Below are 18,252 nucleotides of genomic sequence, written 5' to 3'. Positions count from 1 at the left end.
GCAAAGGTTTCGCGAAGCACAAAAGTTTATATTGATGGATTTTTGATTTTTGCTAACCTGATGGTAATGGCGTTTTTATGGGCTTGCAGGCCTTCGGCTTCGGCCAGGTTTTCTACCGTTTGGCCAATGTTGGTCAAGCCTTGTTGGCTCAAGTGCTGGAAAGTGATCTTTTTGAGGAAAGTATCGACCGAAACACCTGAAAATGCTTTGGCAAAACCACTGGTTGGCAAGGTGTGGTTGGTACCCGAGGCATAATCGCCGGCACTTTCTGGAGTTAAATTGCCCAAAAACACCGAACCTGCATTAACGATTGACGGAATAAGCTTCTCGAAATTTTCTGTCGCCAAAATCAGGTGCTCTGGTGCGTAGGCATTGCTAAAAATCATGGCTTCTTCTAAAGTTTCGGCAAGAACCGCGTAAGAATTGGCAATGGCTTCGGTGGCAATGTCTTTACGAGGCAAGTTGGCCAGTTGCTGTTCAATGGCGGCTAAAGTTGCATTGATCATGGTTTGCGAAGTGCTCACCAATATCGCCTGACTATCGGTGCCATGTTCGGCTTGCGCCAGCAAATCGGCAGCTACAAAGTTGGGGTCAGCAGTTTCGTCGGCAATGACCAAAACCTCTGATGGTCCGGCAGGTATGTCGATGGCCACTATATTTTGCACCTGCTTTTTAGCCTCGGTTACATAACGGTTTCCAGGGCCGAAAATCTTGCTCACTTTCGGTAGGGTCGCGGTGCCATAAGCCATGGCGGCCACGGCTTGTGCGCCTCCAACCAAGTAGATTTTTTCGATACCCAAAAGCGTGGCTACGTAGGCCAAATAGGTGTTCACCTTGCCGTCGTTTTGTGGTGGAGAGCACACCACAATTTCGTTGCAACCGGCAATTTTTGCAGGGATGCCCAGCATTAAAAAAGTACTTGGCAAGACCGCTGTTCCGCCGGGAATATAAAGGCCAACACGCTCAATAGCGCGGGCTTCGCGCCAGCAGTTTACACCCGGCATGGTTTCTATTTTGGCTTCGGTTTGGAGTTGGGCTTCGTGAAATTTGTAGATGTTTTGATAGGCTATATCAATGGCGTTTTTTACCGATTGTGGAATAGCCTTTGCCAAAGTTTCGAGCTCTTCCTTACCGATGTAAAGTCGCTCCAGGTTTACTTTGTCGAACTGCGAAGCAAAGGTCAATAGGGCGGTATCGCCTTCGGTTTTTACGGTGGCTATGATGTCTTTTACCCTTGTTTCGACCAAATTGTCGTCGGCAATTTGCCTCGAACAAATTTCTTCTATTTTTTGTTGAGATAAATCTCTATAACTATAGATTTTCAATTTATTATGTTTTGATTTAACTATTAGTTAATATGTTTTTTAAGTGATTTTCAACTGAGAACGTCGAATTTACGTAATGATTTTCTCGATTGGCATCACCACGATGCCCTGTGCGCCTGCCGCTTTGAGGCTGTTGATTTTTTCCCAAAAATCCTGCTCGGCAATAACCGAATGAACGGCTACCCAACCTTCTTCAAACAAAGGAACCACGGTGGGACTTTTTACGCCAGGTAATAGCGCTACAACGGCCTGCAGGTTTTCTTTGCTCACGTTGAGTACCACATATTTGGTGGCTTTGGCGCGTAGCACCGATTGGATCCGCTGCACCAATTCTCTCACCTCGGCATTGAATTCGAGCTCCTTGTTGCAAATCAAAACAGCCTCCGAATTCATCACATCCTTGAACGGTTTTAAGCCGTTGCTCTTTAAAGTTCCGCCAGTAGAAACGATGTCGAAAATGGCGTCGCTCAAGCCCAAGCCCGGACCAATTTCTACCGAGCCCGAAATGTTTCTGATCTGGGCATCGACGTTGTTGGCTTTTAAATATTTTTCGAGGATTACCGGATAGGAAGTGGCGATTGCCTTGCCGTTTAATTGGGCCAGTTCGGTAATGTTGCTCGTGCTCTGCACGGCGATTTTGAGGGTGCATTTGCCAAAGCCGAGCTTCTGCAAATAACAAACATCGGCACCGGCTTCTACAATTACGTTTTCGCCCACAATGCCCAAATCGGCAATGCCGTCCTGCACATATTCTGGAATATCGTCATCTCTCAGGAAAAGGATTTCCAAAGGAAAATTGGTAACTGTTGAAATGAGGGAACTTTTGTAGTTTTCGAAAGTTAAACCACAATTTTTAAGAATTTCTACTGATTTTTCGTTGAGCCTACCCGATTTTTGGATAGCGATTTTAAGTGTTTTCACTTGTTATAAAATTAGGAATAAGAAATATTGAGTCTATTGTTAAAAACCGTTTTGCGTACAAAACATTTATCTATCTATCGCCGCAATGGCGATGATGGTGTAAATGTGCATAATGGTTTAAAACTTGGATCATATATTACTTTCTTTCCGTAATTTTGGCCAGAAGATGTTGCAAATATAACTTTGTAAATGTGAAATCAAAAAAATATGGCATTTTATTTGCCATGTAAGTGCCAGGCCCGCAGGCCAAATGATACTTAAACCTCACAGAAAATTGAAAAAAACGCTCCTATTTGTAGCCGTATGTTTGTTTTTGAGCTCTTGCAGCTGGTTTCGCACCAAGCCGGAGATCGCCATTGTTTTGTCTAAACATTTCGACAATAAACTGTACAATGATTTTGATACCGTTGCTTACGATTCGGTATTTGTCAAAAAAATGGACGAACTGAGCAGTAAATTGTCCAATCCGAAAGTAATCAAGGCTTATTACACGCATAACCAAGACAGGCCGTTGCTAGTTACGCGTTTTTACGTAAACGGCGCTTTGGATACCTTAAAAAGTTATATCCAACGCAGCAAGGCCGATGGGTTTAACCCCGAAATATTCAGGGTAAACGAACTGGAAACCCTTTTGCAAACCCTTGATGCGAACAAATTCAAGAAAATAAGCGAGGTTTATCCTTTGATTGCCGATTTGGAAATCAAGACCGCCGATGCCCTTTTAAAGTATAGCACCTTTACCAAGTACGGCAGCGTAAATCCAAGAAAGCTGTTTAACCGCTATTACATTGCCAGCAAACGACCAGATAGTCTGAAACTGGATTCGATGTTGAACACCAGCGATTTGGTGGCTGTATTGAAGGATGCGCAACAGACCTCGAAAAATTACCTCGACCTGAAAAAAGCCTTGGCGCTTTATCGCGATAGCTTGGGTACCGACGAAAACCCGGCCATCAAAGCCATTAAGCTCAATATGGAGCGCATGCGTTGGCAATTGCCAATCAAAACGGAGGAAACTGTGCTGGTCAATATTCCCGATTTCTCCTTAACCTGGTTTAAGGGCCAAGATACCTTAACACACATGAACGTATGCGTGGGCGGTAAACGCGAGGAAGGCTATGCTGATAAAATGAAGGCTTATTTGAAGTCGAAAAATTTGGACGATAAGCCTAAAAACCACGAAACTCCGCAATTGGTTAGTGTGTTTAACGCCATCCAGGTAAATCCGGTTTGGAACATTCCGGTAAGCATTGCGCAGAGCGAAATTTACTGGCAGGCGGTAAGAGATCCTTATTACCTGTCTAACAACAACATTAAAGTGTACCTGAAAGGCAAATTGGTAAACGATCCTGATACCATCCAATGGAACAAATATTCGCGCGAAAAACTGCCTTTTCAATTTAAGCAGGGTTCGGGCGAAGGCAATGCTTTGGGCAAGTTCAAATTCATTTTCGACAATAGCTCAAGCATTTACCTGCACGATACCAACAACAAAAACGGGTTCAGGTTGGCCAACAGGGCAATCAGCCATGGTTGTGTGCGTATTGAAAAACCGCTCGAGTTTGCACAGCTCATGGTGAGGGATAAATATCAGTACGACCAATTGCGCATGGAGGTAAACCTGCCACCGGTTGATACCACAAGGATGAAGCAGTACCAGAAAAAACTGGCCAAAAGAACCGATACGCTCAATACTTTCCAGTTGAAGCCGAGCTGGTTTGCCACCAGGAAAAGCGTGGCCGTGGTAATTGGTTATTTTACGGCTTGGGCCGAAAATGGCAAGGTTCAGTTCAGGCCTGATGTTTACGATTACGACGAAACCTTATGGGAAGCCATTAAAAAATACATGTAGGTAGCCCGGTGATGCACGTCGCGTGCTCTGATCCAAAGTAAAACGCCCACTTGCGTTCCATAGGGCAAAAGCTTAACTTGCGTTAACAATTAAGCCTTATGGAGATTAAAAATAATTTGTTTGTACTCGTGCTGTCTGTCGGCTTTCTGGCCGCCTGCCAACCGGCACATGATAAGGCATCACAATCCACTGTAACAAAGAAAGCCGATTCGGCAACCAAGCAAGTGGCTGCCGATAGTGTGGCAAAATCCGAACTGATTGCGGTTAAAGCACCCTTGGATTTTAGGGGCTTTTGGAGCTATTATACGAGTAACATCAAGCTTTACGAAGACTTTGTAGCGCATAATGTTGATGGAAAGGTGATGGATAAAACAACTTTCCTGCAGCAAATGAAAACGGAGCATTACCTGCCGATGTTGCTTACTTCGTCCGATTCTAAGCCGCATTACCAGCTGTTTCGCATACCCAAAGGTACCGACCCAAACATTGGGACTTACATGAGGCAGTTTGCGGCCGACGAGTTGAAATACGACCAAATGAAAGGCAAGCCCATTCCGGCATTCAGTTTTAAGGATATCAATGGCAAGCTGTATACCTCGGCCAATACCAAAGGCAAAATTGTACTCTTTAAATGCTGGTTTATTGGCTGTGTAGCCTGCGTACAGGAAATGCCTGCCTTAAACGAACTGGTTCAACAATATAAAGACCGCAACGATATCCTGTTTGTGAGTTTGGCTATTGATGCCAAAGCCGAATTGCAGGCGTTTTTAGCTAAAACCAAGTTCGATTATGCCACGGTTCCCAATCAGGAGCATTACATGGCCGAAAAACTGATGGTCAATGCCTATCCAACCCATTTTTTAATCGATAAAAACGGCCTGTTGGTTAATGTGGTTAGCGAAGAAGTCGCGATTGCCAGTTTGTTGGAACGTGAAGTGGCCAAAAACTAACCCTTATTGGTCAGGGCAGGTTCCAGTTTTGGCTGTTTGGCGGCTTTCTTGCTGTTTCGGTATTTGCTCAGGTTAATCAGCAATACACTTCCCAAAATAACCACTAATCCAGCTATCTGCAACAGGCTGATTTTCTCGTTGGTAAAACAGAGGCTTAGCAATACGGCTACCACCGGGTTTACATAGGCGTAGGTGCTTACCTGTGTTGCCGGACGTACCTTTAACAGCCACACATAAGCACTAAAGGCTGCAATAGAGCCAAATATGATCAAATAGCCCACCGAAAGCCAGGCGTCTAGCGGAATGGTAGTCCAATTAAAAGTCTTAAACTCGCCAGTAAACAAGCCGCCAGGAATAAAGGCAACCCCGGCAGCCAGCATTTGCCAAGCCGTACCTACTGCCACCGAATCGTCAGGGTTGGATTGGTGTTTGGCATAAAGCGAACCTGCCGCCCAAGCCACGGGACCCAGTACCAAAAGTACCATACCGGCAATTTGGGTAGGACTTTGGCTGGTGCCCAAAATTTGAACCAGTTGTTCGCCAAACAGCAGAATTACGCCGATAAAGCCTACAATTAGTCCCGCAACGGTTGAGGTGCTGCCGAAATTCTCTTTCCATTTGGGCTTATCCAAAATAACGAACCAAATGGCAGCCGAAGCGACCATGATGGCCACCAAACCACTCGGAATAAACTGTTCGACCCAAATAACGATGCCATTGCCTATGCCCAGCATTAATATGCCGGCAATGGCAGCATGTTTGATCAGGCGTTTGTTGAAGATGGGTTGTCCAGTTAGTGCACACCAGGTGATAAGGAGCAGCCCGGCCAAAATAAACCTAAAGGAGCCAAGAATGAACGGCGGAAAACCGGCCAAGGCTTTTTGGATGAAAAAATAGGTAGAGCCCCACACAATGTAAACAATGGCAAAGGCTAGATAGACGAAAAGGAGGGGCGCTGGTTTTTTTACGTTTGCCATGATGGTGTTATTTAGTGTTGATTTCTGGGATGATTAATTGTTGGTCTTCTTTTACGGTTTCGAGCACAATGGTGGTGCGAACCGAAAGAATGTTTGATATTTTGCTGAACTCGTCGCGCATCAAAGCCATGAGTGAGGCCGAATCGCGGGTTCTTACTTTAACCAGGTAGCAGTCTTCGCCGGCAATAATGTGTACTTCCTGTACTTCCTTGATCTTCGAAAGTTCGTCGGCAGTAGTAGTACAGCCCACAGTATTCGAGGTTTTCATCGAAATAAAAGCCAAAAGGCTCATGTCTATCGCGGCAGGGTCTATTTTGGTGGTGTATTGGGTAATTACCTTCCGTTGTTCCAGTTTCTTTACCCGCTCCAGCACCGCCGAAGGAGCCATTTCCAGTTCCTTGGCCATGTCAACGTTCGATATGCGTGCGTTTTCCTGCATCAGCCTCAAAATGGACAAATCTATTTTATCTAAGTTCATGTTCTGATTTTAGTTCAGTAAATCTAGTTATTAAAAGAATAATATTCATAATTTAATTATAAAAAATGATTTTTATTCTATAAAAGTGGTTGTGGGCGTTGTTTATACGGCGTGGTGAACCAAGGGAAGCTTAACTAAGCTCAAAGAAGTAGCGCAAGAAATGTTCAGTGGTAAAACCAAACTGATAGATGGATAGACCAAGAAAAGCCCAATCCTTTTACTGATAAACCTTAACCCAGTCTACCTCCATTTGTACAGGCAGGTTGTTGGGATTGACTTTTCCAACCCAGCTGCCACCTAATTGCTGGTCGATGAGGATGTAAAAAGGCTGGTCGTAGGGCCATTGGCTTGGGTCAACACCACTTATGCGCGGGTAACGAAAGGTTTCTTTGCCATTTAGGGTAAATATCAATTTATCGGGGTACCACTGCAAACCAAAGATATTGAACTGGTTGGGGTCTAATTTTGTGGTTCCAGAGTGTGGCGGCTTGTCTTTTTGCTTAAGCTCTAAGGTATAGTAGGAATGGGTGGTTTGGTAGATGATCTTGTCGAAATTAAGATGCTCCATAATGTCTATTTCCCCATTTCTAGGGTATTTTCCGTACTTGTTGCGTTCGGCCAGCATCCACATGGCCGGCCAGGCGCCCTGTGCACAGCCCAATTTGGCGCGGATTTCTATTTTGCCGTATTGAAAAGCGAATTTCCCCTTGCTGTAAATGCCACCGGTTAAAAAAGGTCTTTTATCTGTGAGCGTATCCGGATTTTTGATTCCTTTCAAAAGCAATTGGCCATCCTTGAGTTCGTAGCACAAGGGATTGCTGCTCATGTGTTTGCCCCAATCGGCAGTATTGGCTGGTATTTTTGTCCATTTAGTGGTGTCGAGCGAAGTCGCATTGAAATCATCGAACCAAACCAGTTTCCATTCTTTCTCGGCTCTTCCATCTTTCTGGATGTAGGAATAGCCATTCTCGATTTTTGAAGGCAGCACCTTGCAGCTTAGGCAACAGGTAACTATCAATAGGGCGATTAGGAGAGTAGGCAATAATTTATTCATGGCAATTGGCAAATAGGCGTGGTTTTGTGGGTTGAAGATAAGTTAATGCTAGCTTTATTTCTTAACCGATACCTTAATGATATCACAAATTTTTTACAGTCGGACTTGATGTCTTAACGCAAACGTTTGTGCCTGGAGCCTGATTTGCCATCGAAATAAGTTCTTTTTTGACTGTGAGTAATCTCCATATTTTTTCTATCTTTGGTTTTTAATGAATTTCCTTTATCCGGGCTTTCTTTTTGCACTTTTAACGGTCGCTATTCCGGTCATTATCCATTTATTCAATTTCAGGAAATTTAAAAAAGTCTATTTCAGCAATGTCGCCTTTTTAAAGGAGATCAAAGAGCAGCAATCGTCGAGAGAGAAGCTGAAAAACCTGCTTATCCTCTGTTGCCGCATATTGGCCATCGTGTTTTTGGTTTTCGCCTTTGCGCGTCCGTTTTTGCCTTCAACCAGCAAAATAGACCAAAGTAAGGGGAATATCGTCAGCATTTACATCGATAATTCGTACAGCATGGAGGCCGTAAACAAGGAGGGAAGCTTGTTGGACGAAGCCAAGCGCAAAGCCAAGGAAATTGTAAAGGCCTTTCAGCTCAACGACCGCTTTCAATTGCTGACCAACGACTTTGAAGGCAAGCATCAGCGTTTGCTCAATGCCGACGAGCTGATCCAGGCAGTTGACGAAGTGAAAATATCTTCGGCCAGTCGACAGTTGCAACAGGTCATCAATCGGCAACAAAGCATTTTTACTGGCGCCCGCAACCGTTTTGCCTACATCATTTCCGATTTTCAACAGGGCTTTGCCGGAAACCAGCCTATCAAGACCAATCCCAATACCAATGTTTCGCTCATCAAGCTCAATTCAAATGCCTTGCCTAATGTAGCGGTTGATAGCGCTTGGCTGCTGTCGCCCACGCACCAGGCCGGTGCTACCGAAAAACTGGTGGTGCAGCTGCATAATTATGGCGACGAAGATGCGAAGAACATCCCGATTAAACTGACCATCAATCAACAGCAAAAGGCCATCAGCAGTCTTAACATTGCAGCCGGTAAAACCCAAACCGATACCTTGGCTTACAGTGGCCTGGGCTTGGGCTGGCAAAGGGGAACCCTTAGCATTAAGGACTTTCCGCTCACTTTTGACGACCAGCTCCATTTCAGTTTCAAGGTAAACGCCAACCAAAAGGTACTGAGCATTAATGGGCAAACTGCCGAAAAATACATCAAGGCGCTGTTTGGTGCTGATCCGTATTTTCAGCTTACTGAAATGCCCGAGAGCAATATCAATTATTCGGCCTTGGCCAGTTACAGCCTGATTGTATTGAACAGCCTCGATAATCCCGCCAGCGGCTTGGCCCAAGAGCTCAAAAGCTATATCGCCAATGGAGGTTCGGTTGTTGTTTTTCCGAATGTAAAGGCCGATAAAAATGTTTATTCTGCGTTTTTAACGTCGCTGGGCCTTCCGGCAATTGCCGATGTGAATGGCAACGCCACCAAAGTGAGCCATATCGAGCTGAAGCATCCGTTGTTTAAGGAAGTATTCGAAACCCTGCCACAAAATATCGACCTGCCTCAGGTAAACCGTTATTTTAACTTTGTAGAAAGTAGCCAGCGCAGCAAGGAAGATTTGTTGTCGCTACCTGCCGGCAAATTGTTTTTTGCACGTTATCCAATGGGCAACGGACAGGCATATCTGGCTGCAACCGATTTGGACAATGATGACAGCAACCTGGCCAAGCATCCTGTTTTTGTGCCCTTGATGTACAAAATAGCCTTTGTCAGTGCCAAAGAACAGCCTATTTACTATACCGTAGGCCGCAACAACGTGCTCGAAAGCCAAAAAATAGTACTGGGCGCCAACCAAACGCTAAAGCTGGTGGCCGACAATTTCGAGGTCATTCCCGAATTGCGTCAAATCAATGGCAAAACCTTGCTTTACGTGGCCGACCAAGTGAAAAAAGCAGGCTATTATGAACTTAAAAAAGCCGATTCTACCTTGGCCGTTATTGCCTTTAACGATAACCGTACCGAATCGGATATGCATTACAGTTCGGCCGATCAGATTAAGGAACTATTTGGAAAACAGCAGTTAACGTTTTTGGATCCGAAATCTGATAGCATTGCTTCGGCTGTTTCTTCCAAAAATAATGGAACCGAGTTATGGAAACTTTGCCTAATTTTGAGCCTGGTTTTCTTGGCTATTGAAATTTTATTGGTACGATTTTATCATACCCAAAAACCGGGCTTGCAAGCTCATTGATACAGAAATATTATAAGCTAATCAATAACATATACATTCATGAACCTCTTAGTAAAGGGAATTACTATTGCAGATCCTAACAGCGAGTTTAACCAGCAAAAAGTTGATTTACGCGTTGAAGGTGGAAAAATTGTGGCTATCGAAAAACAATTATCGCCTTTAAAGAACGAAACTGTTGTAGCAGCCGATGGCGCTATACTTTCGCCGGGCTTTTTCGACCTGAATTGTATGATTGGCGATCCGGGCCTCGAAACCAAGGAAGACCTGCAAAGCGGAACAGCAGCGGCCAAAGCAGGTGGATTTACCGGTATTGCCGTTTTGCCTACCACCAAGCCTGTGGTACAAACCAAGGGAGCTGTTGAATATATCCTGAACAGGGCCAAAAACAACCTGGTTGATGTGCATCCGATCGGCGCTATCAGCAACGATTTAGAAGGGAAGGAGCTGGCCGAACTTTTTGACATGAAAAATGCCGGTGCCGTTGCCTTTTCAGATGGCAGCAAAGCTATTGCCGACGATGGTTTTATGAGCCGTGCCTTGCAATATGCCCTAGGTTTGGAGGGTTTGCTGATGGTTTATCCAGAAAATAAGTCTATTGCTGGCAAAGCCCAGGTAAACGAAAGCAAAAACAACGTGCTTTTGGGCATGAAAGGCATTCCGGCATTGGCCGAAGAAATGCAGCTAACCCGCGATATTTATTTGGCAACCTACCACAATGCGCCTATCCACATCAGCCAGATTTCTACGGCAGGTTCAGTAGCCTTGATTAAAAAGGCCAAAAAAGACGGCCTAAAAATTACCTGCGACGTAGCCGCCCACCAATTGGTATTTACCGAAGAGCTGTTGAACGATTTCGACAGTAATTATAAGGTAAAACCGCCATTAAGGAGCAAAGCCGATAACAAAGCCTTAATTGCCGGATTGAAAGACGGTACCATCGATGCCGTGGCTTCGCAGCACCGTCCACACGAGATCGAGTTTAAGGATGTGGAGTTCGAAATCGCCTCTTATGGCATCATCGCCCTGCAAACGGTTCTGCCTTTGTTGCTGCAAGCTGGCTTAGATGCAGACCTTATTGCCGAGAAACTGGCCATCAACCCACGTAAATTGTTGAAGCTCGAAGTTCCGGTAATCGGCATAGGGGCAACGGCCAATTTTGTGGTCTACCACCCGCAACAAGAATGGGAATATAACGTAAACAATAACCGCTCGAAAGCAGCCAATTCTCCTTTGTTGGGCAAAACCCTGAAAGGAAAAGTGCAGCTGGTTTATAACAACAAACAATTCGAAACATATGAATAACAAAATAGAAAAGGCATTGGCCGCTTCTTTGGCTGCTTTTGCAAAGGCTAAAGGAATGGATGCCAAAGAAGTAGAAAAAAGGCTGACTGCTGTTTTTGCCTTAGACATCAATTTTTTAGAGAAGGTGGCCGAATTTGATGCCGTTTTTGACGATTATCCGGCTTTCGACGAGCTGCGCGAAGTGTATTTCGATACCTTGATGATCAATTTCTTTACCAGCGATGTGAATAAGCTGGAAGAAAACTATCTTGAATCGAAGGAATGGGAAGATATTGAAGAAGAAACGATTGATAGGGGAACCGAACTGCTGAACCTGTTGCTGTACATCAACGAGTGCCACGACGAGCAGATCAAGCCAGAATTGGACGATTTCTTGAAAGAGTTTCTGTTGGTTGACGAAGACGAGTTCCAAGACGAGTTCCATATTTACGAAGACCTAATCAGCAATCAGCAATTGGCCGAAAGCAGCGTAGAAGATATCTGCAAAAATGGCCAGACCCTCGATTTGAAGGAAGAAATGGAAGAACTGTTTGTGCCTTTCATGACGTTTTTCCTACACCCGAACGGTGGCGAAGCGGTAGAGGCCGATTTGTTGAAGTACAGCAGTAACAAAAGCTATGATGTTGCAGTCTATAGCTTAATTGCTAACTTTAATAAAAAATAAACTAAACTAACATGGAAATTAAATTTAACGATAAGGACTTAAAGGTCGAAGCCATTAAAAATGGCCTGGGTTTAGGTCTGATTTTAGTGGTGTTAAGTCTTGTATCGGCTTACTTGGTCATTAGTTCGACCTCCATTTGGGCAATAATGATCTATCCCATCAGCTTAAGCATCATTCTTCCAATAGTAATTGCAATTTTCTTTAGCAAAGACCTGCGGAAAAAAATTGGTGGCTATTGGAATTTCAGGAGAGCTACCTCAGGAATATTCATTATGTTTTTAACATGCTATATCATTTCTGCTGTAGTAAACCTTGCTTATGTTAAATTGGTAGATCCAGATATGGAGGCAAAAGTGCAAACCGCTGCTATGGATGCTTCTGTCACTATGATGAAAAAACAAGGTTTAGACCAAGATAAAATCAACGAAATAGTGAGTGAAAAAAACAAAGAGTTTAAAGATAAAAACAGCGGAACGGTGATGCAAAAAGCCCAAGGCTATCTCATTGGAATAATTTTTGTATTTGTGTTGTCGTTAATATTCGGAGCCATCTTTAAAAAAGAGCCGCCCTTGTTTGTAAGTGATACCAACGAAAATTAATTATAATTAATAATCGAATAGCTATACGTGCAGGTTTTGTCATTTAATTTGATGAAATTTGCACGTTTTAATTTATACAAATGTTACGTCATTGCGAACGAAAGACGGGAAAGCGTTAAGGCGCGTGCCCATCTTTCCAGATAGATTGCTTCGCAGGCTTGCAATGACGATAAATCTAAATTAATGGATATATCAATAGTAATTCCACTCTATAACGAAGAAGAATCGTTGCCCGAGCTTATCGCTTGGATTGATAAAGTGATGGTCGAAAATAACTTCTCGTACGAAGCCATTTTTGTTGACGACGGCAGCAAGGACACTTCGTGGTCGGTCATTACGCAGCTTAAAGAAAGCTATGGCAGCGTAAAAGGCATCAAGTTCAGGAGGAATTACGGCAAATCTGCAGCATTGAACGTGGGTTTCGAAGCGGCGCAGGGCGACGTGATCATTACCATGGATGCCGATTTGCAGGATAGTCCGGATGAAGTGCCAGAACTTTACAGAAGGATAAAGGAAGAGAATTTCGATATCATTTCGGGTTGGAAAAAGAAGCGCTACGACCCGATTACCAAAACCATACCGACCAAGCTGTTTAACGCGGCTACCCGCAAAATGAGTGGCATACAGCTCAACGATTTCAACTGCGGCCTAAAAGCCTACCGCAAAGATGTGGTTAAAACCATCGAAGTATACGGCGAAATGCACCGCTACATTCCGGTAATTGCCAAATGGGCGGGTTTCAGCAAAATTGGCGAACAGGTGGTAGAGCATCGAGCCAGAAAATACGGCGTAACCAAATTTGGACTGAGCCGTTTTATCAATGGCTTTTTAGACCTGCTTTCTATCTTTTTTGTGGGCAAGTTTGGCAAAAGGCCGATGCACTTTTTCGGCTCGTTGGGCGTATTGAGCTTTTTTATCGGCATCATCATGACCTTGTGGATGATCGGGGTAAAGCTTTATCATATTGCCGCGCACATTCCTTACAAAAGAGAAATTACAGACCAGCCTTTGTTTTACATTGCCCTGGTAGCCATTATAGTGGGTTCGCAGATGTTCCTTACCGGATTTGTGGCCGAGCTGGTAACGCGCAACGCCCCAGAAAGAAACCAGTATTTAATCGAAAAAGAATTATAAACTTAAAGACCACAGTTTAAAGCCGAATAGCTTTAGTCTCTGGTCTTTCGGCTTTAAGCCCCAACCTATGTTTTTCTCCATCATCATACCGCTTTATAACCGTCCACAAGAAATAGACGAGCTGCTGGAAACCCTAACCAGGCAGACCTATACGCAGTTTGAGGTGCTGGTTATTGAAGATGGTTCGGTAAACGATGCCAAGGATATCGTAGCTTCTTATGCCAACCGTTTAGATGTAAAGTATTTTTTTAAGCCCAACGAGGGGCAGGGCTTTTCGCGCAATTTTGGTTTCGAACGGGCCAAAGGCGATTATTTTGTCATCTTCGATTCGGATTGCCTCATTCCGGCCGATTACCTCGAAATTGTAAGAGATTATCTGTTCGAACACCAGTTGGACGCCTATGGTGGCCCAGATGCGGCGCACGACACCTTTACGCCCGTGCAAAAAGCCATCAGTTATGCCATGACTTCGCCGTTTACTACCGGTGGCATCCGTGGCAATAAAAAGCATATTGGCCAGTTCCATCCGCGCAGCTTTAACATGGGGGTTTCGAGAGAGGTTTGGGAGAAGGTAGGAGGCTTTATCCTCACCCGTTTGGGCGAAGACATCGAATACAGCATCCGTATCCACGAAAACGGCTTTAAAATCGGGTTGATTCCAGCAGCCAAGGTTTTCCACAAAAGAAGAACCAGCTTTAAGCAGTTTTACAAGCAACTCCACTTTTTTGGGCGTGCAAGGATCAATATTTACAAACATTTCCCTTCAGAGCTGAAACTGGTGCACTTCTTCCCGGCATTTTTTGTCATCGGATTGGGCCTTACCCTATTGTGCAACTTTATTTATTGGCCATTGGCCTGGGTATGCAATTTCTTTTTGCTGCTCTTTTTTGTGTTGATATTTTTTCATGCCTGGCAGGTCAACAAATCGATAAAAATTGCATTTTTGAGTGTAGTTGCATCTTTCATACAACTTACGGCCTACGGTTTAGGCTTTATACAGGATTTTTTTAAGCGAATTATATTTAAGCAATCATGATAGATTATTTAAAGGAAAGCACATTTGCGGTTAAGGATGTGGTGCTGCAGGCCTGGAAGGTAACCAAGGAAAATTATTTTTCTGTTGCTACGCTTTGCTTCCTGATTTTCATCACGGCATCTACCTCCACCTTTATGGCCTTCTTTATGGAAGAGCTGCATATCGGCATCAAGATCGTGATGCTGCTCATTTTCATCATGTGCTATTGCGTAATCGAGCTTTGCATGATCAAGTATATTTTTCACCTGCTCGACGATGCAAATGCCGATATCAAGATTATCGATACACTGCCTACCCGAAAGGAAATAGGCCGTTTCTTGCTGGGCACCATTTATTTTGGCATCAGTATCTTCTTTGTCGGTATTTTGCTCATGCCTGTGCTGTATATTTTAGACCTGATTTTCAAATTCGCGGTAAGTCAGCACCTGATAGACGGTTATGCCGAAACGGGAAAGATCATTGTAAACATAGCAGTGGTTATTGCCATGATCAGTATCTTTTTTACGTTTATCCGCATCATTTTCTTTCCGTTTTTTATCATCGATAAGCATTCTCCACCTTTCGAATCCATTAAACTGAGTTTGGCTACCACCAAGGGCAATTTTATCAAGCTCATGTTCTTTTTGTTGGGCTTGGTCATTGTACAGGCCATCGTATTTGGCTTTTTCTACGTAGTGGTTACCACGGGTTTCCGTCTGATTAATTTCTTTTTTGATACCGATATCAACCAATACATTTCGCTTATTGTGGTCATATTCAGTTCGTTTGTGATCGTGCCTTTTACAACGGCTTTTTTTGCGGTAGCCTATCGCAAGATCATGGGCGATTACAAAGGTGATGAGCATCCGGATATTATCCATAACATTGTTTAATTTAAAGTTTAGGGGTTCAATTAGTCATGAGTTCATTGACAACTGGCAACTGAAAACCGGGAATTGTAAACTGGTAACTGTAATCTGAAAAATGGGATTAAAAGCAGCACTGAGCAAGCCATTTGCGGCATGGGTGGTTAAAGGGATCGACAAGTGGAAGAAGAATGCGGTAAAAGCGCAGCAAGCCATCTTCCAATCGTTGGTTAAAGAGGCCTCGTCGACCGTTTTTGGACAAGACCACGATTTTGCTTCCATAAAAAGCTATGCCGATTTCAAGGTCAAGGTTCCCATTCGCGATTACGAAGCCTTGAAACCTTATGTTGATCGGGTGGTAGCTGGCGAAAAAGATATCCTCTGGAAAGGAAAACCAGCCTATTTTGCCAAAACTTCGGGTACCACGTCTGGCGTAAAATACATCCCTATTTCAAAGGAATCGATGCCTGAGCACATCAAGGCTGCCCGTAATGCCTTGTTAACTTATATCCACGAAACAGGCAAGGCCGATTTTGTAAACGGCAAGATGATCTTTCTGCAGGGCAGTCCAGTATTAACCGAAAAGCACGGCATTAAAGTAGGGCGTTTGTCGGGTATTGTAGCGCACCTGGTACCAGCATACCTGCAAAAGAACAGGTTGCCTTCTTATCCAACCAATTGTATTGAAGATTGGGAGGAAAAGGTGGATGCCATTGTGGGCGAAACGATCAATCAAGATATGACCTTGATCTCGGGTATTCCGCCATGGGTACAAATGTATTTTGACAGGCTGAAAGTGCAATCAGGAGGAAAGAAAATAAAGGATATCTTCAAGAATTTTAGCCTGTTTGTTTACGGAGGTGTCAATTACGAACCTTATCGGGCAAAGATAGAGGCCAGCATTGGCAAAAAGATCGATTCGATAGAAACTTATCCGGCATCCGAAGGCTTTATTGCCTATCAGGATAGTCAGCAGGAAAAAGGACTTTTGCTGTTGGCCAACGCGGGTATTTTTTACGAATTTATTCCCGCCGACGAGTACTACAATGAAAATCCGACCCGTTTAAGCTTGGGCGAAGTAGAACTGGACAAGAATTACGCATTGATTTTAAACACCAATGCTGGTTTATGGGGCTATAGCATTGGCGATACCGTGAAATTCGTATCCAAAAACCCCTATAAGATTTTGGTAACCGGCCGTATCAAGCATTTCATTTCGGCTTTTGGCGAGCATGTGATCGGCGAGGAGGTAGAACATGCGCTGCTTTCGGTAGCCAACGAGGAAGGCATAGAAATTACAGAATTTACGGTGGCGCCACAAGTGAATGCACCTGATGGGCAATTGCCTTACCATGAGTGGTTTGTAGAGTTTGGTACAGCACCGAAAGACCCGCAAGCCTTTGCCACTAAAGTAGACGAGGCTTTGCAAAAGAAGAATATTTACTATTTTGACCTCATTGAAGGCAAAATTTTGCAACCGTTAATTATCCGTACCTTGCAAAAAGATGCTTTTGTAAACTATATGCGTGCAGCTGGAAAGCTTGGCGGACAGAACAAGGTGCCTCGCCTAAGCAACGACAGAAAGATTGCCGAAGAGCTGATGCAGTATGTGAAAACGTAGGGTTGCTATCCTTATGGTAAATTTCAGAATGGATGGTACTTAAAAAAGAATGAATTGAAGAATATATCTATACTAGGCAGCACAGGATCAATAGGTACGCAGGCTTTGGAAGTGGTTCGGGCCAATCCAACGCGGTACCGCGTAAATGCCCTTACTGCTCAGAACAATGCCACGCTGCTGATTGAACAGGCACTCGAATTTAAGCCTGAATTGGTGGTAATCGCTTGCGAAGATCATTATCAGACGGTTAAAAACGCCTTGCCTAACACCCAAGTATTGTGTGGCGAAGAGGCATTGCTGGCGGCCGTACAATTGCCCCAAACCCAATTGGTATTAACGGCCATTATGGGTTCGGTAGGACTTAAACCCACCATTGCCGCCATCGAAGCTAAAAAAGATATCGGCTTGGCCAATAAGGAAACCCTGGTAGTAGCCGGCGAATTGGTGATGCAGTTGGCCAAACAAAACGGTGTGAATATTATTCCGGTTGATTCGGAGCACTCGGCTATTTTTCAATGCTTGGTGGGCGAAGCCAACAATGCCATCGAAAAAATCATGCTTACCGCCTCTGGTGGACCTTTCAGGGGCAAGGATAGCGCCTTCTTGGCCCATGTAACCAAAGCGCAGGCCTTAAAGCATCCCAATTGGGTAATGGGGGCCAAAATCACCATCGATTCGGCTTCGCTCATGAACAAAGGACTGGAAGCTATAGAAGCCAAATGGCTGTTCGGATTAGCCAGCGATCAGATCGAGGTCATTGTACATCCGCAATCGATCATCCATTCGATGGTGCAGTTTACCGATGGCTCTATCAAGGCGCAAATGGGGCTTCCCGATATGAAATTGCCCATCCATTATGCCTTGGCTTATCCTCATCGCATGCTTAGCAACTTCGAGCGCTTCAACTTTTTGAACTACCCCGAATTAACTTTTGCACAAGCCGACACCCAAACTTTCAGAAACCTGGACCTGGCTTACCAAGCGATGGAAAAGGGAGGCAATATGCCTTGTATCATTAATGCCGCGAATGAAGTGGTGGTCGATGCTTTTTTAAAGGATCATATCGGTTTTTTACAAATGAGCGACGTCATCGAAGCCTGTATGGAAAGCATCGGTTTTATAGCACATCCAACGCTCAACAATTATTTAGAAACCGACCGTCAGACACGTATATTTGCCGGCGAACTCGTAACAAAACAAAATTTAACCAATCTAAAAACAAAAACATACTAAA

The 18,252-nt window shown here is 44.1% G+C and carries 16 protein-coding genes; 11 read left to right on the top strand and 5 right to left on the bottom strand.

Features of this window, described 5'->3' with window-relative positions; all coding sequences use genetic code 11:
- Positions 1 to 26: 26 nt before the first annotated feature.
- Entirely contained in the window at positions 27 to 1,325 is a 1,299-nt protein-coding gene (gene hisD, locus VRU48_RS07375; RefSeq protein WP_330107279.1) for a histidinol dehydrogenase, read from the bottom strand.
- A gap of 69 nt (positions 1,326 to 1,394) precedes the next feature.
- Positions 1,395 to 2,246 carry an ATP phosphoribosyltransferase gene (gene hisG, locus VRU48_RS07370; protein WP_330107278.1) on the bottom strand — a complete coding sequence of 284 codons (852 nt, stop codon included), beginning with the start codon at positions 2,244 to 2,246 and terminating at the stop codon, positions 1,395 to 1,397.
- Between the two features lie 274 nt (positions 2,247 to 2,520).
- Here hisG and VRU48_RS07365 point away from each other — a divergent pair, with 274 nt between their 5' ends.
- Both VRU48_RS07365 and VRU48_RS07360 read left to right on the top strand, forming a co-directional pair.
- The gene (locus tag VRU48_RS07365) at positions 2,521 to 4,098 is read left to right on the top strand and encodes a L,D-transpeptidase family protein (protein WP_330107277.1); all 1,578 of its coding nucleotides are present in this window, start codon (positions 2,521 to 2,523) and stop codon (positions 4,096 to 4,098) included.
- A gap of 98 nt (positions 4,099 to 4,196) precedes the next feature.
- On the top strand, positions 4,197 to 5,048 hold the full coding sequence (locus tag VRU48_RS07360) for a TlpA family protein disulfide reductase (RefSeq protein WP_330107276.1): 852 nt from the start codon (positions 4,197 to 4,199) through the stop codon (positions 5,046 to 5,048).
- Here VRU48_RS07360 and VRU48_RS07355 read toward each other — a convergent pair.
- From VRU48_RS07355 to VRU48_RS07345, 3 genes are all read right to left on the bottom strand, one after another.
- On the bottom strand, positions 5,045 to 6,025 hold the full coding sequence (locus VRU48_RS07355; protein WP_330107275.1) for an EamA family transporter: 981 nt from the start codon (positions 6,023 to 6,025) through the stop codon (positions 5,045 to 5,047). The genes VRU48_RS07360 and VRU48_RS07355 overlap by 4 nt on opposite strands.
- 7 nt (positions 6,026 to 6,032) lie before the next feature.
- Positions 6,033 to 6,503: an Lrp/AsnC family transcriptional regulator gene (locus tag VRU48_RS07350; protein ID WP_330107274.1), complete on the bottom strand. Its 471-nt coding sequence runs from the start codon at positions 6,501 to 6,503 to the stop codon at positions 6,033 to 6,035.
- 217 nt (positions 6,504 to 6,720) lie between these two features.
- Positions 6,721 to 7,557: a glycoside hydrolase family 16 protein gene (locus VRU48_RS07345; RefSeq protein WP_330107273.1), complete on the bottom strand. Its 837-nt coding sequence runs from the start codon at positions 7,555 to 7,557 to the stop codon at positions 6,721 to 6,723.
- 211 nt (positions 7,558 to 7,768) lie between these two features.
- On the opposite strand from VRU48_RS07345, the gene VRU48_RS07340 reads away from it, so the two are divergent.
- The 9 genes from VRU48_RS07340 (at position 7,769) to VRU48_RS07300 (ending at position 18,251) form a co-directional block, all read left to right on the top strand.
- Positions 7,769 to 9,817 carry a BatA domain-containing protein gene (locus VRU48_RS07340; protein WP_330107272.1) on the top strand — a complete coding sequence of 683 codons (2,049 nt, stop codon included), beginning with the start codon at positions 7,769 to 7,771 and terminating at the stop codon, positions 9,815 to 9,817.
- Between the two features lie 39 nt (positions 9,818 to 9,856).
- Positions 9,857 to 11,119: a dihydroorotase gene (locus VRU48_RS07335; protein WP_330107271.1), complete on the top strand. Its 1,263-nt coding sequence runs from the start codon at positions 9,857 to 9,859 to the stop codon at positions 11,117 to 11,119.
- Complete coding sequence (locus tag VRU48_RS07330; protein ID WP_330107270.1) at positions 11,112 to 11,783, top strand: hypothetical protein; 672 nt, start codon at positions 11,112 to 11,114, stop codon at positions 11,781 to 11,783. Before VRU48_RS07335 ends, VRU48_RS07330 begins: the two co-directional genes overlap by 8 nt.
- A gap of 11 nt (positions 11,784 to 11,794) precedes the next feature.
- The gene (locus tag VRU48_RS07325; protein WP_330107269.1) at positions 11,795 to 12,382 is read left to right on the top strand and encodes a DUF4199 domain-containing protein; all 588 of its coding nucleotides are present in this window, start codon (positions 11,795 to 11,797) and stop codon (positions 12,380 to 12,382) included.
- A 183-nt stretch (positions 12,383 to 12,565) separates the two neighbouring features.
- A complete protein-coding gene (locus VRU48_RS07320; RefSeq protein ID WP_330107268.1) occupies positions 12,566 to 13,516 on the top strand; it encodes a glycosyltransferase family 2 protein in 951 nt (316 codons plus the stop codon).
- Between the two features lie 67 nt (positions 13,517 to 13,583).
- Entirely contained in the window at positions 13,584 to 14,552 is a 969-nt protein-coding gene (locus tag VRU48_RS07315; RefSeq protein WP_330107267.1) for a glycosyltransferase, read from the top strand.
- Positions 14,549 to 15,424: a DUF7847 domain-containing protein gene (locus tag VRU48_RS07310; RefSeq protein WP_330107266.1), complete on the top strand. Its 876-nt coding sequence runs from the start codon at positions 14,549 to 14,551 to the stop codon at positions 15,422 to 15,424. Before VRU48_RS07315 ends, VRU48_RS07310 begins: the two co-directional genes overlap by 4 nt.
- A 91-nt stretch (positions 15,425 to 15,515) precedes the next feature.
- Positions 15,516 to 17,018, top strand: a complete 1,503-nt coding sequence (locus VRU48_RS07305) for a GH3 auxin-responsive promoter family protein (protein WP_330107265.1) — start codon at positions 15,516 to 15,518, stop codon at positions 17,016 to 17,018.
- A 54-nt stretch (positions 17,019 to 17,072) separates the two neighbouring features.
- Positions 17,073 to 18,251 carry a 1-deoxy-D-xylulose-5-phosphate reductoisomerase gene (locus tag VRU48_RS07300; protein ID WP_330107264.1) on the top strand — a complete coding sequence of 393 codons (1,179 nt, stop codon included), beginning with the start codon at positions 17,073 to 17,075 and terminating at the stop codon, positions 18,249 to 18,251.
- Position 18,252: the final 1 nt, after the last annotated feature.

The sequence above is a fragment of the Pedobacter albus genome (assembly GCF_036324255.1).
In the GTDB taxonomy this organism is placed as follows: Bacteria; Bacteroidota; Bacteroidia; order Sphingobacteriales; family Sphingobacteriaceae; genus Pedobacter; species Pedobacter albus.
This window is presented reverse-complemented; position numbering and strand designations above follow the sequence as displayed.

Bases quoted from the DNA above. Each gene is read 5' to 3' on its own strand.
- VRU48_RS07360 (WP_330107276.1), top strand. From the start codon at position 4,197: ATGGAGATTAAAAATAATTTGTTTGTACTCGTGCTGTCTGTCGGCTTT.
- VRU48_RS07355 (WP_330107275.1), bottom strand. From the start codon at position 6,025: ATGGCAAACGTAAAAAAACCAGCGCCCCTCCTTTTCGTCTATCTAGCC.
- VRU48_RS07350 (WP_330107274.1), bottom strand. From the start codon at position 6,503: ATGAACTTAGATAAAATAGATTTGTCCATTTTGAGGCTGATGCAGGAA.
- VRU48_RS07345 (WP_330107273.1), bottom strand. From the start codon at position 7,557: ATGAATAAATTATTGCCTACTCTCCTAATCGCCCTATTGATAGTTACC.
- VRU48_RS07340 (WP_330107272.1), top strand. From the start codon at position 7,769: ATGAATTTCCTTTATCCGGGCTTTCTTTTTGCACTTTTAACGGTCGCT.
- VRU48_RS07335 (WP_330107271.1), top strand. From the start codon at position 9,857: ATGAACCTCTTAGTAAAGGGAATTACTATTGCAGATCCTAACAGCGAG.
- VRU48_RS07330 (WP_330107270.1), top strand. From the start codon at position 11,112: ATGAATAACAAAATAGAAAAGGCATTGGCCGCTTCTTTGGCTGCTTTT.
- VRU48_RS07325 (WP_330107269.1), top strand. From the start codon at position 11,795: ATGGAAATTAAATTTAACGATAAGGACTTAAAGGTCGAAGCCATTAAA.
- VRU48_RS07320 (WP_330107268.1), top strand. From the start codon at position 12,566: ATGGATATATCAATAGTAATTCCACTCTATAACGAAGAAGAATCGTTG.
- VRU48_RS07315 (WP_330107267.1), top strand. From the start codon at position 13,584: ATGTTTTTCTCCATCATCATACCGCTTTATAACCGTCCACAAGAAATA.
- VRU48_RS07310 (WP_330107266.1), top strand. From the start codon at position 14,549: ATGATAGATTATTTAAAGGAAAGCACATTTGCGGTTAAGGATGTGGTG.
- VRU48_RS07305 (WP_330107265.1), top strand. From the start codon at position 15,516: ATGGGATTAAAAGCAGCACTGAGCAAGCCATTTGCGGCATGGGTGGTT.